Here is an 18,206-nt window from a genome sequence, read left to right as displayed (position 1 = left end):
CTAAGTGAAATTCAATAATTTCTTTGCGTCCTTTGCTGCTTTGCGTCTTTGCGTTTTAAGGGTTTTGACTCTTGTTTGCGGAGATCCGGTTTCCGTTACCAAGCCGGAGGCGCCATGACGAGATCGGTGATACTCGTCCACGGCCTCTGGTGGGGTGCCTGGAGCATGGGGCTGCTCGGGCGCCGGCTCGAGCGGCGGGGCTTCTCGACGCGGGGATTTTCCTATCCGACCATGCGCCAGACCCTGGCGGCCAATGCGGCGGCGCTGCGTGAGTTCGTTGCCGGGCTGGAAATCGATCGGGTCGATCTGGTCGGTCACTCCCTCGGCGGGCTGGTGATCCTGCGTATGCTCGATGAGTACGCCGACCTGCCGCCCGGTCGCGTTGTGCTGCTGGGGTCTCCCGTCAACGGCTCGGCGGCCGGCCGGCGCGTGGCCGACAAACGCCTGCTCCGGCCGCTGGTGGGCCAGGCCCGCAGCGCCCTGGAGCAGGGTTTTTCGCACGCCCCTGCCGGGCGCGAAGTCGGCGTGATCGCCGGCAGCCGATCGGTCGGCGTCGGGCGAGTTTTCGGGTCGATGGCGCGCCCCAATGACGGCACGGTCACGGTCGCCGAATGCCGCCTTGAAGGCGCTGAAGAGTGCGTTCTGCCGGTGACGCATACGGGGCTGGTGACGGCGCCGTCGGTTTCGATGGCCGCAGCAGATTTTCTGGATTCAGGAAGCTTCGGGCAGTAGCGGGCTTTCAAATTCGAAGCGCCAACAGCAAATCCGAAACAGGGGCTTCGATAGTCGGTCAGGGATGGCAGCATTCGCTTCGGTTCGACGCGGTGGCGAGGCCTTCAGCGAACCCGCCCATCCCTGGCCGACCTGGCCGTGCCGTTGCGTTCAACCAGTCAACAAGCCAACCAGCATGCTCACTGCCACGGATTGCAGTCATACCCCGCAATCCGGATCAGCCGATCGGCCTCGAAGGATCCGGCGCCGAGGCCGCCTTCGTGGAAGTTGTAGCCCACCAGCAGCGTGTTGCAGTCCAGCGCCTCGATGGTCATGGTGCCGACCGAATACATGTCGACATCGTCCTCATCGTAGCTCCCCGGGGGGGCGGAGATGAACTCGCCCCCGTAAACCTCGAGCATATCGAGCGTAACGATGTCAAAGCCCGGATCCTCCTGGGCCAGCGAGCCGATCAACCAGAAGGGTTGGCCGTCAATGTAGGTAAACAGCAGCGCCGTGATCGAGTTGGTGTCGTCGCCGTGCGGGTTGAACTCCTCGCCGATCTGCAGCACCAGGCCGTTGTAGGGCATGCCCTCGATGGTGTATTGCCCGGACATGCGGCCGTGCAGGACGGGGTAATCGGACTGCGGCGGGTCGAGCTGAGGCGCATATTCGGGAATCCTCAACAGCAGATAGTCCCGGTCGGTGGCGCCGCTATAGTCGCCCCAGAACATTTCCAGCGTGAACTCATCGTTGTAGTCTGCCGGCCCGAAAGGACGCTCGCTGGCGGAGCCGGTAGCGTAGGGATCGACGGCGAGCATGTAGGTGGTGCCCTGTTCGGTGATTTCATCGGCCGAGGCGTCGACGCTGCCGACGGCCGGGTACTGGATCAGCCGGGCGACGTGCTCCGGCAAATCCACCACGCCCGAGTCGGCGAACACGCGCGGGGTCAGAACCCGCCCGCCACCGGTTTTTTTCAGACGCACCATGACCACCGAATAGCCCTCGTCGTGACAGCCGGTACGCCAGATCTGGACGCTAAGACGTGCTGCGGCAAAGCCCGGGTCCACCGACGGCACATGGATATTGCTCTCGTTGAACAAGTATTCGCCGCCGGGCGGCGGCGCCTGCGGCAGGGATACGGCCACGCAGCCCGGCGGGAAGGGCGAGTTCAGGTCGGTCAGCACGTTGATCTTGCCGGTGGCCGAGGCCTGGCCGACGAACGCAAAAGTCAGAGCAAGCAGCAGGTAACGCATGATTCGGCGGGTTCTTTGAGGTATGGCAGTTATTCTAGCGCCGGATTCTGAGCGGCGGCTGAATGGAACCGAAGCGAATGCCCGCGTCTTTTTTCGAAAGTGGCCATGGGAGGGATCCGGCGGCTTGCGCTCGCGATGGCTCCACCGCGCCTTGCGCGCCATCGGCGGGGCGTTGACGCCAGCACGTGTGGAAGGAAAGCGACTCGCATTGGGGGTGGGAGCGATCTCCAGATCGCGATACGGCGCTGATCGGAGCCTGCGGTCCGGCCGCCTGCTCACGGTCTGATACCCGTCTTTCAGCTTTTAAGCCGAGCAATTTCGTGCGGGCTTCGACCTTGATTTTGACGTGTCGACACCGCCGCAGCGCCCGGTAGCACCAGTCTTACCGACGCGGCTTGGCGCAAAAAATCGCGGCCTGGAGCCCCTTCCACAGCTCTTGCGCCAATCCAACCCATGCTGCAACGCGTGAAGCACCGCGAGATCAGAGGCGCCACTCGAAAAGGCAATACGTGCTGCAACCGGGTGATGGCATTCCGGGCGGCCGCAGGTCGAGGAGGCGCCCCGACGTGCGCGATCATCGATCGACCTGGGGCAGCCTTCGGTTAATATGACAGGTTGGTCATCACAACGGAGGTATGCCACTCATGGCCGGCCATAGCAAATGGGCCAATATTCAGCACCGCAAGAAGGCGCAGGACGCCAAGCGGGGCAAGATCTTTACGCGACTGGTGCGCGAAATTTCGGTCGCTGCGCGCGAGGGCGGCGGTGACCCCGACAGCAATCCGCGGCTGCGGCTGGCCATCGACAAGGCCAACGGCGCGAACGTGCCCAAGGACAACATCGAGCGCGCCATCAAGAAAGCCACCGGCGACCTTGAAGGCGCCTCCTACGAGGAGCTGCGCTACGAAGGCTATGCCCCCGGCGGCGTGGCGGTGATGGTCGACTGTCTGACCGACAATCGCAACCGCACGGTCTCGGAGGTGCGCCACGCCTTCACCAAGCACGGCGGCAACCTGGGCACCGAAGGCTCGGTGGCCTTTCAGTTCGAGCGCAAGGGCGTGATCACTTTCGCTCCCGGTACCAGCGAGGAGCAGGTGATGGAGGCCGCGCTGGAGGCCGGCGCCGAAGACATCGTCAACCACGACGACGGCGCGATCGAGGTATTGACCGAGCCGGAAGATTTCGAGGGCGTGCGCGACGGTTTCCGCAGCGCCGGGCTGGAGTTCGAGGAAGCCGAGGTCACCGAGCGTGCCAACAACCTGATCGAAGTCGATACCGACACCGGCAAGGCGGTGATCGCCTTCATCGACGTCCTCGAAGATCTCGACGATACCCAGAACGTGTGGTCGAACGCGGATATTCCCGCTGCGGCCTATGAGTGAGTTCAGCGGGTTGCCCGAGGGCCGGGTTCGCGCATGAGGATTCTCGGGCTCGATCCCGGCTCGCGCCGGACCGGTGTAGGCATCATCGAGGGGGAGAAGTTGATTCATGCCGAAACCCTGCGCCTGGGCGGCGGGCCCATGCCCGAGCGGCTGGGGCAGATCTTTTCCGACCTGAGCCGCTTGATTGGCGAGTATCGACCGCAGTTTGCCGCCGTGGAAACGGTGTTCATGAGCCGCAACGCCCAGTCGGCCATCAAGCTGGGCCAGGCGCGGGGCGTGGCCATCTGCGCGGCGGTGGAGGCGGGGCTGGAGGTGCATGAATACGCCCCCCGGGCCATCAAGCTGGCCATCGTCGGCCGCGGTGGCGCGGGCAAGGAACAGGTACAGCACATGGTCCGCGCGCTGATGAAGGTCGACGCCGACCTGGGCGAGGACGCCTACGATGCACTGGCCGCAGCGCTGTGCCATCATCACACCGCACAAACAGCCAGGCGACTGCCCAGTGGAGTGGTATTGCGATGATCGTTCGACTTGCCGGAACCCTTGTTTCCCGTCAGCCGCCGTCGCTGACGGTGGACGTGAGTGGCGTCGGCTACGAGGTCGAGGTGCCGCTCAATACGTTCGACCGCTTGCCCGCAGACGGCGAGGAGCTGGCGATCCTGACCCATCTGGTGGTCAGGGACGACGCCCACACGCTCTATGGCTTTCTTGCTGAAGCCGATCGCAAACTGTTTCGCGAGTTGCTCAAGGTGACCGGCATTGGCCCGCGCCTGGCTCTGGCCATCCTGTCGGGGGTCAGCAGCGACGATTTCGCGCTGATGGTCGAGGCCGGCGATACCAAATCGCTGACCCGGCTGCCGGGCATCGGCAAGAAGACCGCCGAGCGGCTGATTCTGGAAATGCGCGGCAAGGTCTCCGATCTGGGCAGCGGGGCCGATGCCGCGGGTGGCAGCGCGCTGAGCGCCGAAGGCGAGGCCCGCGAGGCGCTGACCGCGCTGGGCTATTCCTCGTCGGAGGCCCTGAAGATGATCCGTGCGGTGGCCACGCCGGACCAGTCGGCCGAGGCCCTGATCCGTGACGCGCTGAAGAAGAAGATGCAGGGCTAGTGCACCCCGCCGCCGATTCTGTAACATTCAGAGCGCGCCTGAGCCAAGAGTGCAGGGCGCTACCTGCAGTGAATGGTGCGCCCATTGCACGGGGCGCAACGCCGCAATGTCGGCTCTGGCGCGCTCCCGCAGAGCGAGCCGGAAAGCATTCATCTGCGGCGTTATGTTTCTTGACAAGGATGCTGCCATTGCCTGCGAAACATGCCTTGCAGCCAAATGCTTTCCGACTCGCTGAAGCTTGCAGAATCGGCGGCGGGGTGCACTGATGAGCGAAGAAAGACTGGTGACCGGAGAAGTGGATCAGGACGAGGCCCGCATCGAGGCCAGCCTGCGTCCCGGCCGCCTGGACGAGTACATCGGCCAGCCGGAAATGAAAGAGCGCCTGGGCATTTATCTGGAATCGGCCCGCGCGCGCCACGAAGCCCTCGACCACGTCCTGATTTTCGGTCCGCCCGGCCTGGGCAAGACCACGCTGGCCTACGTCATCGCCCACGAGATGGACGTCAACGTCCGCCAGACCTCCGGCCCGGTGCTTGAGCGCGCCGGTGATCTGGCCGCGCTGCTGACCAACCTCGAGCCCGGCGACGTGCTCTTCGTCGACGAGATCCACCGCTTGAGCCCTGTCGTTGAAGAAGTGCTCTACCCGGCGATGGAAGACTATCGCATCGACATCATCATCGGCGAAGGCCCGGCGGCGCGCTCGATTCAGCTCGATCTGCCGCGCTTTACCCTGGTGGGTGCGACCACTCGCGCCGGCCTTCTGACCTCGCCGCTGCGCGATCGCTTCGGCATTGTCGAGCGCCTGGAGTTCTATGCCCCCGGCGAGCTGGCCGAGATCGTGATCCGCTCGGCCGGCATCCTCGGCATCGAGGCCGACCGCGAAGGCGCGCTGGAAATCGCCCGCAGATCGCGCGGCACCCCCAGGATCGCCAACCGCCTGCTGCGGCGGGTGCGCGATTTTGCCCAGGTGCGCGCGGACGGGCGCATCAGCGAATCGGTGGCCGCCGACGCCCTGGAGATGATGCAGGTCGACGCACGCGGCTTCGACGCCATGGATCGCAAGCTGCTGAAAAAACTGGTCGAGGACTTCAGCGGCGGGCCGGTGGGCGTGGAAAGTCTGGCCGCGGCGCTGTCGGAAGAGCGCGGCACCATCGAGGACGTCATCGAACCCTATCTGATTCAGCAGGGCTTTCTCATGCGCACCGCCCGCGGCCGCATGGCCACCACCGCCACCTGGCACCATTTCGGCCTCAATCCGCCCGACCGGCCCGACGATCTGTTCGACAATCGTTCCGAGACATGACCGATACCGCTGTTGACTTTGCCGGCTTTTGGCGTGCAGGTTGCTGGAAGGGTCGATGATCAGATCCCCAAAAAATCCAGGCCCGGCATCCACGGAACACACGGAATACACGGAAGGTGATTGGAAAGCCGTCAACAGCGATGACTGCAGCGCCTCGGTCGGGGTGGGCAAGAGGCCATCCGCGCATTCCGCGGCTGCAGTGGTCTGCGGTTCTGGAGAGTCCAGCATGGCATGGCGGCACTCATGAGTGATCTGCCAGGGCAAGTGGAGAGTCCCTTCCGCTACCGCGTCTACTGGGAAGACACGGACGCCGGTGGCGTGGTCTATCACGCGCGCTATCTGGCGTTTTTCGAGCGCGCCCGGTCCGACTGGCTGCTGGCGATGGGCTTTCCCCAGGTGCCCATGCGCCGTGAGCAGAATCGCCTGTTCGTGGTGCGCCGGGTCGACACCCGCTATATCATGCCGGCCCGGCTCGAAGATGAACTCGAGATCACGATCGGCGTCGAACACCTGCGAGCGGCCTCGCTGACGTTCAGCCAGCGCATGGTGCGCGCCCGTGATGGCGAGCTGCTGGCTACAGCGCGGGTGGACGCCGCCTGCCTGGCCGCCGACCGTTTTGTTCCGGCGCGCATGCCCGAGGCGCTGCGTGCGGCCATTCAACGACAACAATACAAACAGGAAGCGCAATGAACGGCGAGTTGCAAGTCTGGGAACTCATCCATGGAGCCAGTCTGCTGGTGCAGGGCGTGATGGCCCTGTTGTTGGCGGCCTCGGTCGCCTCCTGGGTGATCATTTTCCGCAAGCGTCAGATGCTGTCGCGGGCCGAATCGCGGGCAAAGAAGTTCGAGGAGAAATTCTGGTCGGGCGCTGATCTCAATCAGCTCTATGATGCCGTTGCCGGGGGGCGGGAGCCGCGCGACGGAATGGAAAGCGTGTTCGAAGCCGGCTTTCGCGAGTTCAAGCGCCAGCGCGAAGAGCGCCAGCTCGATCCCGAGTCGATCACCGACGGTGCCCAGCGCGCCATGCGCGTGACGCTGACCCGCGAGCTCGATCGCCAGGAGCATCGGCTGAGCTTTCTGGCTACGGTCGGCTCGGTCAGCCCCTACGTCGGCCTGTTCGGCACGGTCTGGGGCATCATGAACTCCTTCCGTGGTCTGGCCGGATCGCAGCAGGCGACCATTGCCATGGTCGCGCCGGGTATCTCCGAGGCGCTGATTGCCACCGCCATGGGCTTGTTCGCCGCCATTCCGGCAGTGGTTGCCTACAACCGCTTCTCCAACCAGGTCGAACGCCTGGCGATCCGCTACGACAACTTCAAGGAAGAGTTCGCCTCCATTCTTCTCCGACAGGCGCGTCGGCTGCAGGAGAAGGGGTAGCCCGCCCATGTCCGACTCACCGTATATTCGCCGGCGCCGCAGGCACATGTCGGAAATCAACGTCGTGCCCTATATCGACGTCATGCTGGTGTTGCTGATCATCTTCATGGTTACCGCCCCCCTGATGAACCTGGGCGTCGAAGTCGAGCTGCCCAGCGGTTCGGCCGATCCGATCAGCGATCAGGGCGATCCGCTGATGGTGACGGTTACCGAATCGGGCGACATGTATCTGGATACCGGGGACGCGCCCGAGCTGATCGATGGCGAAACCCTGGTCGATACGGTCGGCGCCATCGTGGCCCGCAATCCGCAGCTGCAGGTCACCGTCAGCGGCGATCGCCGGGTCGATTATCAGCACATCTACCGCGCCATGGTGCTGCTCCAGCGCGCCGGCGTCGCCTCGGTGGGCATGATCGGCGATCCGGAGCCGGACAATCCGGACCAGAACTGACTCCGCCGGTCGCAAGGGCGCCCGTGTTGATTGCTGATTCTGAAATGCACCACGAAGGACACGAAGAATTCATGAATCCTTTTCTTTCCCTGTCACTTCTTCGTGATCTTCGCGCCCTGCGGGATTCGAAATGTGCTTGCCGACGGCTTCGGGTTGACAGGTAATCGTGCTCTCCTTGCAGCGAAAGCAGGCAATCAAGGACTTTCTGTCCGCCCTCGGGCTGGCGGTGGCTGTGCACCTGGGGTTCGTGCTGATCCTGATTGTGGGGACCTGGGACTGGAAGCCGTTCGAGCACCGGCCGGTGCCGGTACGCGTGACCCTGGTCGATCAGGGCGCGGTCGCCGAGCCCGATCGGGCGCAGGAGCAGGCCGCCCAGCAAGAAGCCGAGCGCCAGCGCCAGGCCGAGCTTGAACGCCAGCAGCAGGCGGAGCGGGCCGAGCGTGAGCGTCAGGCCGAACTCGAGCGCCAACGGGAGGCAGAGGCCGAACGCCAGCGCCAGGAAGAACAGCAGCAGGCCGAAGAAGCTGAAAGACGACGCCAGGAGCAGCTTGAGCAGCAGCGTCGCGAAGAAAAGCGCCGCCGCGAAGAAGAGGCCGAGCGCCGCCGCCAGGAAGACGAAAAGGCGCGTCAGGAGGCCGAGCGTGAGCGTCGTCGCCTTGAGCAGCAGCGGCGCGAGCGCGAGGAGGCCCGCCAGCGCGAGCTCGAAGAACTGCGGCGGCAGCGCGAAGAGGCTCAGCGCCAGCGCGAGGAACAGGAGCGTCGCCTGCAGGCGCTGGCCGACGAGCGCGAGCGTGAACGCCAGCAGGAACAAGCCGAGGAGGAGGCCGAGCGCCTCCGCCTGGCCGATGAGCGGGCCGCCGCCGATGCCCGGCGCGCCACGCTCAGAGAGGAATACGTGGGTACCATTCGTGAATTGGTGCGGCGCAACTGGATTCGACCGCCAACGGCCAATCCGGGCGTAGAATGCTCGGTTCGAGTCGTTCAGATTCCCGGCGGTGAAATCATTGATGCAAGCATTGTTTCTCCCTGCAACGCCGACCAGGCCACGCGCCGCTCGATCACCGCGGCGGTGATGCGGGTCGGCCAACTGCCCTACCAAGGATATGAAGATGTATTCGAGCGCCAGATCACATTTGTTTTTGTTTACGACGGTTAAGGGCTTTCTGAGAGGAATCCCCGGCATCGTGCTGCTGCTGTTGCTGGCCAGTTCGCCGGCGGCAGCGGATTTGCGCATCGAGATCGTCGACGGCGTCGAGGGTGCCATGCCGATTGCGGTCGCGCCGTTTGCCTGGAACGCCGAGATGCCCGAGCCCGAAGACGGCGTGGCCGCCATCGTCAGCGCCGACCTTCATCGTTCGGGGCTGTTCGACCCGATGGACGAGGCGGAAATGGTCAACCGCCCCTCCCGACCCACGGAAGTGCGGTTTGGCACCTGGCGCCTGCTCAAGGTCGATCATCTGGTGGTCGGTTCGGTGCGCGAGACCCACGACGGCATGGGCTATGAGATCGAATACCACCTGCTTGACGTGCACAGCGGCAGCGTCCTGTTTTCCAGGGCCATGACCGTGGGCCTGGGTGATTTGCGCTTTGGCGCCCACCGCGTGGCCGATGCCGTCTACGAAGCCCTGCTGGGCGTGCCCGGCGCCTTTGCCACGCGCATTGCCTACGTTGCCGTGCGCGAGGACGATGCCGGCAGCGAGTTGTTCGAGCTGGTCGTTGCCGATGCGGACGGCCACAGCCCCCAGACGGTGGTACGCAACAGCGAACCGATCCTGTCGCCGACCTGGTCACCGGACGCACGCAAGCTCGCTTATGTTTCTTTTGCCACGGGGCGCTCGCAGATCGTCGTGCAGGATCTTTATACCGGACAAAACCGAGTGGTCAGCGCCGATCGCGGCATCAACGGTGCGCCGGCATTCTCCCCCGATGGCCGCAAGCTGGCGGTCAGCCTGTCGCGCACCGGCAGCCCGGAAATCTGGGTGATCGACCTGGAAACCGGCCGCAGCGAGCAGATGACGCATCATTGGTCGATCAATACCGAGCCGGTCTGGTCGCCTGACGGCCAGCGTATCTATTTCACCTCCGACCGTGCTGGCCGCCCGCAGATCTATGCCATGGATGCCGCCGGCGGTGACCCCGAGCGGGTGACCTGGGAAGGGCGCTACAACGCCCACGCCAGCATGGGGCTGGAGGAACGCTACCTGGCGGTTATCTACAGCGAGGGTAACAATGACTACCGCATCGCAATCCATGATCGCGAAACGGAGCGTTTGCGTGTATTATCTGATGGTCGGCTGGACGAGTCGCCGAGTTTTGCGCCGAACGGCAGCATGGTTCTGTATTCTGCCCGCCGAAACGGCAGAAACGAACTGGCCGCCGTTTCGGCCGATGGTCGGGTTCGTCAGAGGCTGGTTCTGAGCGAGGGTGATGATGTTCGAGAGCCGGCCTGGTCGCCAATGATTCAATAAAAAGACTGAAGTTTGCCCCAACAAAATGCCTGTTTGATCCCCCAGGAGGTAGCATGAAGACTGCACTGCGTTTTATCGCCCTTGTCATGCTGGCTGCCATTTTGGCCGCCTGCGCGAGGGAAACGGTGGAAGAACCCGAAACCCCCGAACCGCCGCCGCCGGCCGAGCCAGCGCCCGAGCCGGAAACCCAGCGCCTTGATCCGCGTGACTTTTCCGACCCGCGCAACCTCGACAATGCCGACAGCTTGTTGAGCCAGCGCGTTGTCTATTTCGAGTTTGACCGCTCCAACGTGCGCTCGCAGTTTCGCCCCATCATCGAAGCACACGCTGAGTACCTGCGTTCCAACTCTTCGGCGCGGGTGATTCTCGAAGGCCATGCCGACGAGCGCGGCTCACGCGAGTACAACCTTGGCCTGGGCGAGCGCCGCGGCAATTCCGTACAGGATCTGCTGCGTGCCAACAACGTCTCTTCAAGCCAGATCGAGGTTGTTAGCTACGGTGAAGAGCGCCCGGTCTGCCGCGAAAGCAGTGAAGATTGCTGGCAGCGCAACCGCCGGGTGGAGATCGTCTACACGGCCCGGTAATGGCGTTGAAGACCTTCACCACAGCAGCAATGATCGCGGCGGTCGGCCTGGTGCCGACCGCCGTCACCGCGCCGGCCCAGGCGCAGGATGCCAGCGACACGGTCTATCAGGTTCAGGAGCTGCTCGAGGAAGTGCGTGAGCTCCGGGGCCAGACCGAGTCTCAGCAGCGCGAAATCGAGAACCTTCGACGCCGCCAGCGCGATCAGTATCTGGACCTCGACCGTCGTCTGCAGGCGCTGGAAAAGGGGGACAGGGCGCCTGCCCGCGACGACCGCAGCGAGCGCCCGGCAGACGAGTCCGGCAGCGCTTCCAGAGCGCCGGTGGCACCGGCCAGCGAGTCCGTGCCGCCGCAGCGGCCGGCCCGTGATGAGCCCGAGGTGCGGGCACCGATTGACGCTCAGCCCGAGGTCACCCCGCTGGCGAAGCCGTCATCCGGCCCGTCCCGCGATCTCGCTTCGGTGAGCGCAGAAGAAAAGAGCGCTTACGATCGCGCCTTCCGCGCCCTGCGCGAAACGCGTTACGCTGATGCTGCCGAAGGTTTTTCGAGCTTCCTCGACCGCTATCCCGACTCGTCCTACGCGCCCAACGCGCTGTACTGGCTGGCCGAGACCTACTACGTCACGCGCGATTTCCAGACCGCGCTGAGCTATTTCGAAGAGCTGCTGGAGCAATTTCCTGACAGCGGCAAGCAGGGCGATGCGCTGCTCAAGATCGGCTTCAGCCATTACGAGCTCGAACGCTGGAACGAGGCCCGCGCCGCGCTCGAGCAGGTGCGCAGCCAGCACCCCGGCACAACGCTCTCACGGCTGGCCGAAGGCCGCCTGCGCGACATGCGCCTGGCCGGACATTACTGATCGGCGGTTGGCGCGTTAGTTAATTGGTCAACTGGTTAGCTGGTTCGGTATCTGCCGATACTTGCGGAGTAGCTTCACCGCGATGCCATCCGAGCGCCTCCAGCGTTGCGGCCTGGTGAGGTTGATGCTGCCGGGCGCCAGGGTGGCCTCGACAAGTCAAAGGCGTTCCGCCCGGCTTGCTTCGCAAGCACTTTGGGCGGGTACCTTTTTTCCAGCGCGAAAAAAGGCACGAAAAAGCGCGCTTGAAGGTCAATATCCCACGCTCGGTTATCTCAGAAGATTGATGACTGCGGGGGGCTGGCCCCTTCGGTGGGCGGGCTTCGCGAATACCCGGCTGGTCGCGCGTTGGCCTGGATGGCTTCCGAAAGTGGCCATGGGAGAAATCATGGGCTTACGCCCGAAATCAGTTACATCGCGCGCACAGCGCGCGCCATCTGCGGGGAGCCGAGGCAGTAGAGCTGGAAGCTTGCCGCAGATCGCGAAGCGGACGTCCTCGAAACCAGCAAGCCAAGCGCGACCGCCGTGCAATCCAATGCCAAGGGATCGAAGCCGGGCCGTTTTGATGTCGGCATCGCCCCATTCCTGCTAGCGCCACCAGATCCTCCGACGGAGTATTCGCGAAGGTATCGTCGCGAAGGGGCCAGCCCGCACAGCAGGTAAGTCCTGAAACAATCGAACGTGGGACGTTGACTTTGAAGAGCAATTTTTGGTTACTTTTTTGCTCTGGAAAAAAGTTACCCGCCATCAGCCTGCGCAGCAGGCGGGCGGAACGCCTTTGACTTGTCGAGGCCACCCTAGCGCCCGGCAGCATCAACCTCACCAGACTGCAACGCACAAAGCGCCCGGACGGCATCGCGGCGCAGCCGCCCCGCCAACCCGTACGCGCCGAACCAGCCAACCAGCCAACCAGCCAACCAGTCAGGCAACATTATTGTCCTGCCCCTGATCCGGGATGGGCTACCATGGCCGTTTTGTGGCAACCTGGGGCACATCCACCATGATCGAAACCGTCGTCTTCCCCGTCGCCGGCCTCGGCACGCGGTTTTTGCCCGCCACCAAGGCCATCCCCAAGGAGATGCTGCCGGTGGTGGACAAGCCGCTGATTCAGTACGCGGTAGAGGAAGCCGTGGCGGCCGGCGCCCGCCGGCTGGTGTTTGTCACCGGGCGGACCAAGAGCGCCATCGCCGATCATTTCGATACCGCATTCGAGCTCGAAACCGAGCTTGAGCAGCGCGACAAGCACGAACTGCTGGCTCTGGCGCAGGCCACCGTGCCTGAAGGCGTCGAGTGCCTGTATGTCCGACAGCGCCAGGCGCTGGGTCTGGGCCATGCCGTGCTGTGCGCCCGATCCCTGGTGCCGGGCGCCGCATTCGGGCTGATCCTCCCCGATGATCTGATCGACAACGGCAATGATCCGGTGCTGGCCCAGCTTGCCCGCCACCACGCCGAGACGGGCGCGTCGGTGGTCAGCGTCGAGGAAGTGGAGCGCGAGAAGACCCGCGCCTATGGCGTGGTCGCTACCGAGCCCTTTACCGGCCGCAGCGGCCGCATTCACGGCATGGTGGAAAAGCCCGAGCCGGCGGATGCGCCCTCGAACCTGGCCATTGTCGGGCGTTATGTTCTCCACTCGCGCATTTTCGAGCTGCTGGAGCATACCGCCCCGGATCATCGCGGCGAGATCCAGATCACCGATGCCATTGCCGCGCTGCTTGAAGAGCGGGCAGTCGACGCCTACCAGTTCGAGGGCCGGCACTACGACTGCGGCTCCAAGCTGGGCTTCTTGCAGGCCACCGTCGATCTGGGCCGCAAACACCCCGAGCTTGGAGACAGCTTTTCCGCCTGGCTCGATGACCGTTGAAACGCAAAGCAGCGAAGCGGCAAAGGACGCAAGGAAAGCGCCAAGTTAGAATGGAAAACATCAAAACCACGGAAGACACGGAATCACACGGAACGAGATGGAAAAAAAGGCCGATCCTTATCTGAAACAGCTCTTTTATTCCGTGCCATCCCTTGTCTTTCGCGGTGAGCGGTCTTTATCTTTTTTCGTCGCGGTCTCTGCTGCTTTGCGTTTTGAAGATTTTGCCCGGGCTTTCCCTGCACTCAATCAAGCGACTATTCGAGAAAATTATGCAACTGAATGAAATGCTGCCTCGCGTGCGCGAGGCCGTGGCCGAAGCCGGCAAGGCGGTCATGGCCGTCTATGACGACCCGGCTGCAATCGAGGTCATCGCCAAGGACGACAAGAGTCCGCTGACCGAAGCCGACCTAGCTGCCAATCGCATCCTCGTCGAGCACTTGCAGAAGATTGCGCCCGATACGCCGATTCTGTCGGAGGAGCTGACTCAGGCGCCATGGTCCGAGCGCCGGCACTGGCAGGAGTTGTGGGTCGTCGATCCGCTCGACGGCACGCGTGAATTCATCAAGCGCAACGGCGAGTTCACCGTCAACGTGGCGCTGGTGCGCAACCATCAGCCGGTGCTCGGTGTTGTCTACGCTCCGGCGCTGGATCGCTGGTACTTCGCGTCCGTTGACGACGGCGCCTGGCGCCAGGACGATGATCGCGAGCCGGTTGCGATCGCGGCCGGGCAGAAACAGTACGACCGCCCCTGGCAGGTTGTGGGCAGTCGTTCGCACAAGACCCGCGAGGTGGAGGACTTCGTCGCCCGCCTGGGCGCCGCCGAGTTCGTGGCCATGGGCAGCTCGCTCAAGCTGTGCCTGGTGGCCGACGGCGCGGCCGACATCTATCCGCGGTTGGGCCCGACCTGCGAATGGGATACCTGTGCTGCCCAGGCGGTGGTCGAAGCCGCCGGCGCGCAGGTGGTCAACGCCGAAACCGGCGAGCCGCTTACCTATAACGCCCGCGAAGAACTGCTCAACCCCTGGTTCATCGTCTGTCGTGAGCCGCGCGAAGAGTGGTTCGCGCCAAGGGCCTGACAGCGACTGCGCGAGCGCCAGGCGGCGTCCGATGGCGCTTGATACCCATGCAAAGCCGGGAAGAGCCGGACATCAGCCTGCGGTTGATTTGACGCTTTTATCAAGCGTGCGGGCCAGGCCGGCGACCACGCCGCCGATGTCCGACAGCTCGGCCGGCAGGATCAGCGTGTTGGTTTCTCGCGCCAGGTTGCCGAACTCCTCGACGTATTGTTCGGCGATGCGCAGGCTGACCGCCTCGCTGCCGCCGGGCTGGTTGATCGCCGTGGCGATGCGCTCCAGGCCGGTGGCGGTGGCCTCGGCAATCAGCCGGATCTCCTCCGAGCGCCCCCGGGCTTCGTTGATCTGTTTCTGCATGTCGCCCTCGGAGACGTTGATGGTCTCCTGTTTCATGCCCTGGGAGACGTTGATCTTGGCCTCGCGCGCGCCTTCGGACTCTGCCACCACCGCACGCCGTTCGCGCTCGGCGCGCATCTGCTTTTCCAGTGCGTCGCGGATGGTTTCGGGCAGGGTGATGTCGGCTACCTCATAGCGCAACACCTTGATGCCCCAGGGCTCGGAGGCTTCAGACAGTACCTCGACCACCTTTTCATTGATGATCACGCGCTCCTCGAAGCTCTTGTCGAGTTCGGTCTGCCCGATCACCGAGCGCAGCGTGGTCTGCGCAAGCTGAATGGCAGCATAGCGGTAATCCTCGATGCCGTAGGAGGCCAGGCGCGGGTCGATCACCTGCATGTAGACCACACCGTCGACGTGGATCTGGATGTTGTCGCGGGTCACGCAGGCCTGCTGCGGCACGTCGATCGCCTCTTCCTTGAGCGTGTGCTTGTAGGCGACCTTGTCGATGAATGGAATCATCAGATGAAAGCCGGCATCGAGCACGCTGTGGAAGCGGCCCAGGCGTTCGACCACGTAGGCCGAGCGTTGTGGCACGATCTGGGCGGTCTTGACCACCGCGATGATGACGATCAGCAGTATGATCAGGGAAAGAACGGTGGCGAAGTCCATTGTGGGTCCCTCTGCAATGGGGTTTGCGGGAAGCCGATCAGCTCGCTGTCTGATCGTGTGGATATTCAGGGCGGCTGGCCGATACCAGCAGCGTGATGCCGCGATGGCCGATGATCCAGGCGGTGTCTCCCTCCTGCAACTGGCCGTCCTCGCATTCAGCCTTCCAGTCGGCGCCGCTGAGCCGAACCCGGCCCACGCCGTTGGCAAAGCTTCGCGTGACCGTGACGCGCTCGCCGCGCGATGCGATCAGGTCCTGGTCGCCGTCCCAGCGATCGGACACGTTGCCGCGAAACCACACCTTGATGCGCTCGCGGGCGAACAGCAGGCTGCCCACCGACAGCACCGCGAAAGTAATCACCTGCTCGGGCAGGCTGGCGAGCAGGCCCAGGGCCGTGGCGATGCCGACAAGCATGGCGCCGGCGCCGAAAAAGATGGCGACAATGCCGGTCATGAAGAATTCGGACAGGACCAGCAGGGCCCCCAGAATCAGCCAGAACCAGGACTGCTCGATCATGTGGTGCTCCCTCTCGCCGGTAACGCCCGCCCCGGGGCGACACCGGATTATAGCCTGAACTCCGATCACAGGCCCCGACGCGCCTGTTCTGTGGCCGCCGGGATTATCCGCTCACGCAGCGGCGCGGATATTCCTTACAATCATTGTTTCCCTTGATGCTTGGGCCGCCAGGCCCGATCCCCCATGCCCCTGATTTCAATCCGCAAGCTCGATTTCAGCATCGGTGGCCCGCTGCTGCTGGAAAATGTGGCGTTCGATATCGAACCGAACGAGCGCATCGCTCTGGTGGGCCGCAACGGCGCGGGAAAATCCACGCTGCTCAAGCTGATTGCCGGCACCATCGAGCCCGATGACGGCGAGGTCATCGTCGCCGATGGCGCGCGCGTGGCAGCCTTGCAGCAGGATGTGCCCGATCAAGCCGAAGGCAGCGTCTTCGACCAGGTGGCCCAGGGGCTCGGGGATATCGGCGATCTGCTGGCCGAATTCCACCGTATCAGCCGCGGCGATTTCAACCCGGACGCGCTGGCGCGCGTGCAGGCGCGGCTCGATGCCACCGGGGGCTGGGACATGGACGGGCGGGTCGAGCGCGTGCTGGACCAGCTCGGGCTCGATGGCGGGGCTGCATTTGCACAGCTGTCGGGCGGCATGAAGCGTCGTGTGCTGCTGGGCCGTGCGCTGGTGCAGCGGCCCGACGTGCTGTTGCTCGACGAGCCCACCAACCATCTCGATATCGAATCGATCGAGTGGCTGGAAACGTTTCTGAGGGAATTCCCCGGCAGCGTGGTCTTCGTCACCCATGATCGCCGCTTCCTGCAGACGCTGGCTACTCGCATCGTGGAAATCGATCGCGGTCAGGTCACCTCGTGGCCGGGCGACTGGCGGAATTACCTGCGACGGGCGGACGAGCGCGCTCATGCCGAAGCGCTGGAAAACCAGCGCTTCGACAAGAAGCTGGCCGAGGAAGAGGTCTGGATACGTCAGGGCATCAAGGCGCGCCGCACGCGCAACGAGGGCCGCGTGCGCGCGCTGGAAAAGATGCGCCGCGAGCGGTTGCAGCGCCGCGAGCGCCAGGGAAGCATCCAGATGCAGGCCGCCAGCGCGGGCCAGTCCGGGCGCAAGGTCATCGAGGCCAAAGGCGTTTCGTTTGCCTGGGAGGGCCGACCGATGGTTCGCGAGTTTTCGACGACCGTGTTCCGCGGTGATCGCATCGGCCTGATCGGGCCCAACGGCAGCGGCAAGTCGACCCTGCTCAAGCTGCTTCTCGGTCAGCTCGAGCCCCACTCGGGCAGCGTCACCCACGGCACCAATCTGGAAATTGCGTACTTCGATCAGCACCGTTCAGTGCTGCGCGACGACTGGTCGGCGGCCGAAAACGTGGCCGACGGCCGCGAGTTTGTCGAAATCAACGGCCGGCAGAAGCACGTCATCGGGTATCTGCAGGACTTCCTGTTCACGCCCGAGCGGGCGCGCTCGCCGATCAGCAAGCTGTCCGGAGGCGAGCGCAACCGCTTGCTGCTGGCCCGCCTGTTCGCCCGTCCGTCGAATCTGCTGGTCATGGACGAGCCGACCAATGACCTCGACGCCGAGACCCTCGAGCTGCTCGAAGAGCTGGTCGCCGACTATACCGGCACGCTGCTGCTGGTCAGCCATGACCGTGAATTTCTCGACAACGTGGTGACCGCCACTTTCGTGCTGGAAGGCGCCGGCCGGGTGGGCGAGTATGTCGGCGGCTACAGCGACTGGCTCAGACAGCGGCGCCCCGAACCGACAACGACTGCGCAGGACAAGCCAGCCCCGCCGGCCGTAGCCAGGCCGGAGCCGAAAAAGAGCAAGCCGGCCAGGCTCAGCTACAAGCTGGCTCGCGAACTCGAGCACTTGCCGGAGAAGGTCGAATCGCTGGAAGCGCGGATGGCCGACCTGACCGAGCGCATGAATGACCCTGAATTCTATCGCCAGGACGCCGAGGCCATCACTGGCCATACCGCTGAGGTGGAAGCGGTGCAGGCCGAGCTGGATGCCGCCTACAGCCGCTGGGAGGAGCTGGAAAGCCGGGCCGGATGATCTGCGTTACCGGCCCGGATCATGGTGAGCGTCCCGCCGGTTCAGATGCCGAAAATGCCGACGATGCCGATCACGATCAGATAGATTGCCACGATCAGATTGAGCAGCTTGGGCACGATCAGGATGGCAATGCCGGCGACCAGCGACAGGACGGGGATCAGTTCAAGGTGGATGGTCATGGCAGGAAAACCTTTGCTTTGA

At 64.0% G+C, this 18,206-nt stretch carries 20 protein-coding genes; 16 read left to right on the top strand and 4 right to left on the bottom strand.

The window, feature by feature from the left end; all coding sequences use genetic code 11:
* Window positions 1-114 precede the first annotated feature (114 nt).
* On the top strand, window positions 115-732 hold the full coding sequence (locus ACEWQZ_RS06545) for an alpha/beta fold hydrolase (protein WP_476482274.1): 618 nt from the start codon (window positions 115-117) through the stop codon (window positions 730-732).
* Window positions 733-911: 179 nt separating this feature from the next.
* Here ACEWQZ_RS06545 and ACEWQZ_RS06540 read toward each other — a convergent pair whose 3' ends face one another.
* Complete coding sequence (locus tag ACEWQZ_RS06540) at window positions 912-1,967, bottom strand: hypothetical protein (protein ID WP_476482273.1); 1,056 nt, start codon at window positions 1,965-1,967, stop codon at window positions 912-914.
* A 644-nt stretch (window positions 1,968-2,611) separates the two neighbouring features.
* Here ACEWQZ_RS06540 and ACEWQZ_RS06535 point away from each other — a divergent pair.
* From ACEWQZ_RS06535 to cysQ, 14 genes are all read left to right on the top strand, one after another.
* Complete coding sequence (locus tag ACEWQZ_RS06535; RefSeq protein WP_476482272.1) at window positions 2,612-3,349, top strand: YebC/PmpR family DNA-binding transcriptional regulator; 738 nt, start codon at window positions 2,612-2,614, stop codon at window positions 3,347-3,349.
* Between the two features lie 33 nt (window positions 3,350-3,382).
* Window positions 3,383-3,871: a crossover junction endodeoxyribonuclease RuvC gene (ruvC, locus tag ACEWQZ_RS06530; RefSeq protein WP_476482271.1), complete on the top strand. Its 489-nt coding sequence runs from the start codon at window positions 3,383-3,385 to the stop codon at window positions 3,869-3,871.
* On the top strand, window positions 3,868-4,455 hold the full coding sequence (gene ruvA / locus ACEWQZ_RS06525; protein WP_476482270.1) for a Holliday junction branch migration protein RuvA: 588 nt from the start codon (window positions 3,868-3,870) through the stop codon (window positions 4,453-4,455). Before ruvC ends, ruvA begins: the two co-directional genes overlap by 4 nt.
* A 265-nt stretch (window positions 4,456-4,720) precedes the next feature.
* The gene (gene ruvB, locus ACEWQZ_RS06520) at window positions 4,721-5,758 is read left to right on the top strand and encodes a Holliday junction branch migration DNA helicase RuvB (protein ID WP_476482269.1); all 1,038 of its coding nucleotides are present in this window, start codon (window positions 4,721-4,723) and stop codon (window positions 5,756-5,758) included.
* Window positions 5,759-6,001: 243 nt separating this feature from the next.
* Window positions 6,002-6,448 (top strand): tol-pal system-associated acyl-CoA thioesterase, encoded by a 447-nt coding sequence (gene ybgC / locus ACEWQZ_RS06515; protein WP_476482268.1) that lies wholly within the window; start codon window positions 6,002-6,004, stop codon window positions 6,446-6,448.
* Window positions 6,445-7,134 carry a protein TolQ gene (gene tolQ, locus ACEWQZ_RS06510; protein WP_476482267.1) on the top strand — a complete coding sequence of 230 codons (690 nt, stop codon included), beginning with the start codon at window positions 6,445-6,447 and terminating at the stop codon, window positions 7,132-7,134. Before ybgC ends, tolQ begins: the two co-directional genes overlap by 4 nt.
* A 7-nt stretch (window positions 7,135-7,141) precedes the next feature.
* Complete coding sequence (tolR, locus tag ACEWQZ_RS06505) at window positions 7,142-7,585, top strand: protein TolR (RefSeq protein ID WP_476482266.1); 444 nt, start codon at window positions 7,142-7,144, stop codon at window positions 7,583-7,585.
* A 175-nt stretch (window positions 7,586-7,760) separates the two neighbouring features.
* Complete coding sequence (tolA, locus tag ACEWQZ_RS06500) at window positions 7,761-8,741, top strand: cell envelope integrity protein TolA (protein ID WP_476482265.1); 981 nt, start codon at window positions 7,761-7,763, stop codon at window positions 8,739-8,741.
* A gap of 28 nt (window positions 8,742-8,769) precedes the next feature.
* Window positions 8,770-10,053 (top strand): Tol-Pal system beta propeller repeat protein TolB, encoded by a 1,284-nt coding sequence (gene tolB, locus ACEWQZ_RS06495; protein WP_476482264.1) that lies wholly within the window; start codon window positions 8,770-8,772, stop codon window positions 10,051-10,053.
* Window positions 10,054-10,106: 53 nt separating this feature from the next.
* Window positions 10,107-10,637: a peptidoglycan-associated lipoprotein Pal gene (gene pal / locus ACEWQZ_RS06490; protein ID WP_476482263.1), complete on the top strand. Its 531-nt coding sequence runs from the start codon at window positions 10,107-10,109 to the stop codon at window positions 10,635-10,637.
* A 5-nt stretch (window positions 10,638-10,642) separates the two neighbouring features.
* Window positions 10,643-11,491: a tol-pal system protein YbgF gene (gene ybgF, locus ACEWQZ_RS06485; protein ID WP_476482262.1), complete on the top strand. Its 849-nt coding sequence runs from the start codon at window positions 10,643-10,645 to the stop codon at window positions 11,489-11,491.
* A 997-nt stretch (window positions 11,492-12,488) separates the two neighbouring features.
* Complete coding sequence (gene galU, locus ACEWQZ_RS06480; RefSeq protein WP_476482261.1) at window positions 12,489-13,349, top strand: UTP--glucose-1-phosphate uridylyltransferase GalU; 861 nt, start codon at window positions 12,489-12,491, stop codon at window positions 13,347-13,349.
* A gap of 97 nt (window positions 13,350-13,446) precedes the next feature.
* On the top strand, window positions 13,447-13,632 hold the full coding sequence (locus ACEWQZ_RS06475; RefSeq protein WP_476482260.1) for a hypothetical protein: 186 nt from the start codon (window positions 13,447-13,449) through the stop codon (window positions 13,630-13,632).
* Entirely contained in the window at window positions 13,619-14,425 is an 807-nt protein-coding gene (cysQ, locus tag ACEWQZ_RS06470; RefSeq protein WP_476482259.1) for a 3'(2'),5'-bisphosphate nucleotidase CysQ, read from the top strand. The genes ACEWQZ_RS06475 and cysQ overlap by 14 nt, the downstream gene beginning before the upstream one ends.
* A 72-nt stretch (window positions 14,426-14,497) precedes the next feature.
* Here cysQ and ACEWQZ_RS06465 read toward each other — a convergent pair whose 3' ends face one another.
* Together ACEWQZ_RS06465 and ACEWQZ_RS06460 are read right to left on the bottom strand one after the other, a co-directional pair.
* Complete coding sequence (locus ACEWQZ_RS06465; RefSeq protein WP_476482258.1) at window positions 14,498-15,430, bottom strand: SPFH domain-containing protein; 933 nt, start codon at window positions 15,428-15,430, stop codon at window positions 14,498-14,500.
* A 37-nt stretch (window positions 15,431-15,467) separates the two neighbouring features.
* Complete coding sequence (locus ACEWQZ_RS06460) at window positions 15,468-15,944, bottom strand: NfeD family protein (protein ID WP_476482257.1); 477 nt, start codon at window positions 15,942-15,944, stop codon at window positions 15,468-15,470.
* A gap of 183 nt (window positions 15,945-16,127) precedes the next feature.
* Here ACEWQZ_RS06460 and ACEWQZ_RS06455 point away from each other — a divergent pair, with 183 nt between their 5' ends.
* Window positions 16,128-18,005 carry an ATP-binding cassette domain-containing protein gene (locus ACEWQZ_RS06455; RefSeq protein ID WP_476482256.1) on the top strand — a complete coding sequence of 626 codons (1,878 nt, stop codon included), beginning with the start codon at window positions 16,128-16,130 and terminating at the stop codon, window positions 18,003-18,005.
* A gap of 41 nt (window positions 18,006-18,046) precedes the next feature.
* Here ACEWQZ_RS06455 and ACEWQZ_RS06450 read toward each other — a convergent pair whose 3' ends face one another.
* Window positions 18,047-18,184, bottom strand: coding sequence for a DUF3096 domain-containing protein (locus ACEWQZ_RS06450; RefSeq protein ID WP_476482255.1), 138 nt, complete (start codon window positions 18,182-18,184; stop codon window positions 18,047-18,049).
* Window positions 18,185-18,206 lie beyond the last annotated feature (22 nt).

Source organism: Wenzhouxiangella sp. YN1 (genome assembly GCF_056324145.1).
The sequence above is the reverse complement of the archived record's forward strand: the minus strand, read 5'-3'. Positions and strand labels throughout refer to the sequence as shown.

What these genes read in the sequence shown, in the direction of transcription:
- ACEWQZ_RS06545 (WP_476482274.1), top strand. Translation starts at nt 115, where the DNA reads ATGACGAGATCGGTGATACTCGTCCACGGCCTCTGGTGGGGTGCCTGG.
- ACEWQZ_RS06540 (WP_476482273.1), bottom strand. Translation starts at nt 1,967, where the DNA reads ATGCGTTACCTGCTGCTTGCTCTGACTTTTGCGTTCGTCGGCCAGGCC.
- ACEWQZ_RS06535 (WP_476482272.1), top strand. Translation starts at nt 2,612, where the DNA reads ATGGCCGGCCATAGCAAATGGGCCAATATTCAGCACCGCAAGAAGGCG.
- ruvC (WP_476482271.1), top strand. Translation starts at nt 3,383, where the DNA reads ATGAGGATTCTCGGGCTCGATCCCGGCTCGCGCCGGACCGGTGTAGGC.
- ruvA (WP_476482270.1), top strand. Translation starts at nt 3,868, where the DNA reads ATGATCGTTCGACTTGCCGGAACCCTTGTTTCCCGTCAGCCGCCGTCG.
- ruvB (WP_476482269.1), top strand. Translation starts at nt 4,721, where the DNA reads ATGAGCGAAGAAAGACTGGTGACCGGAGAAGTGGATCAGGACGAGGCC.
- ybgC (WP_476482268.1), top strand. Translation starts at nt 6,002, where the DNA reads ATGAGTGATCTGCCAGGGCAAGTGGAGAGTCCCTTCCGCTACCGCGTC.
- tolQ (WP_476482267.1), top strand. Translation starts at nt 6,445, where the DNA reads ATGAACGGCGAGTTGCAAGTCTGGGAACTCATCCATGGAGCCAGTCTG.
- tolR (WP_476482266.1), top strand. Translation starts at nt 7,142, where the DNA reads ATGTCCGACTCACCGTATATTCGCCGGCGCCGCAGGCACATGTCGGAA.
- pal (WP_476482263.1), top strand. Translation starts at nt 10,107, where the DNA reads ATGAAGACTGCACTGCGTTTTATCGCCCTTGTCATGCTGGCTGCCATT.
- galU (WP_476482261.1), top strand. Translation starts at nt 12,489, where the DNA reads ATGATCGAAACCGTCGTCTTCCCCGTCGCCGGCCTCGGCACGCGGTTT.
- ACEWQZ_RS06475 (WP_476482260.1), top strand. Translation starts at nt 13,447, where the DNA reads ATGGAAAAAAAGGCCGATCCTTATCTGAAACAGCTCTTTTATTCCGTG.
- cysQ (WP_476482259.1), top strand. Translation starts at nt 13,619, where the DNA reads ATGCAACTGAATGAAATGCTGCCTCGCGTGCGCGAGGCCGTGGCCGAA.
- ACEWQZ_RS06465 (WP_476482258.1), bottom strand. Translation starts at nt 15,430, where the DNA reads ATGGACTTCGCCACCGTTCTTTCCCTGATCATACTGCTGATCGTCATC.
- ACEWQZ_RS06460 (WP_476482257.1), bottom strand. Translation starts at nt 15,944, where the DNA reads ATGATCGAGCAGTCCTGGTTCTGGCTGATTCTGGGGGCCCTGCTGGTC.
- ACEWQZ_RS06455 (WP_476482256.1), top strand. Translation starts at nt 16,128, where the DNA reads ATGCCCCTGATTTCAATCCGCAAGCTCGATTTCAGCATCGGTGGCCCG.
- ACEWQZ_RS06450 (WP_476482255.1), bottom strand. Translation starts at nt 18,184, where the DNA reads ATGACCATCCACCTTGAACTGATCCCCGTCCTGTCGCTGGTCGCCGGC.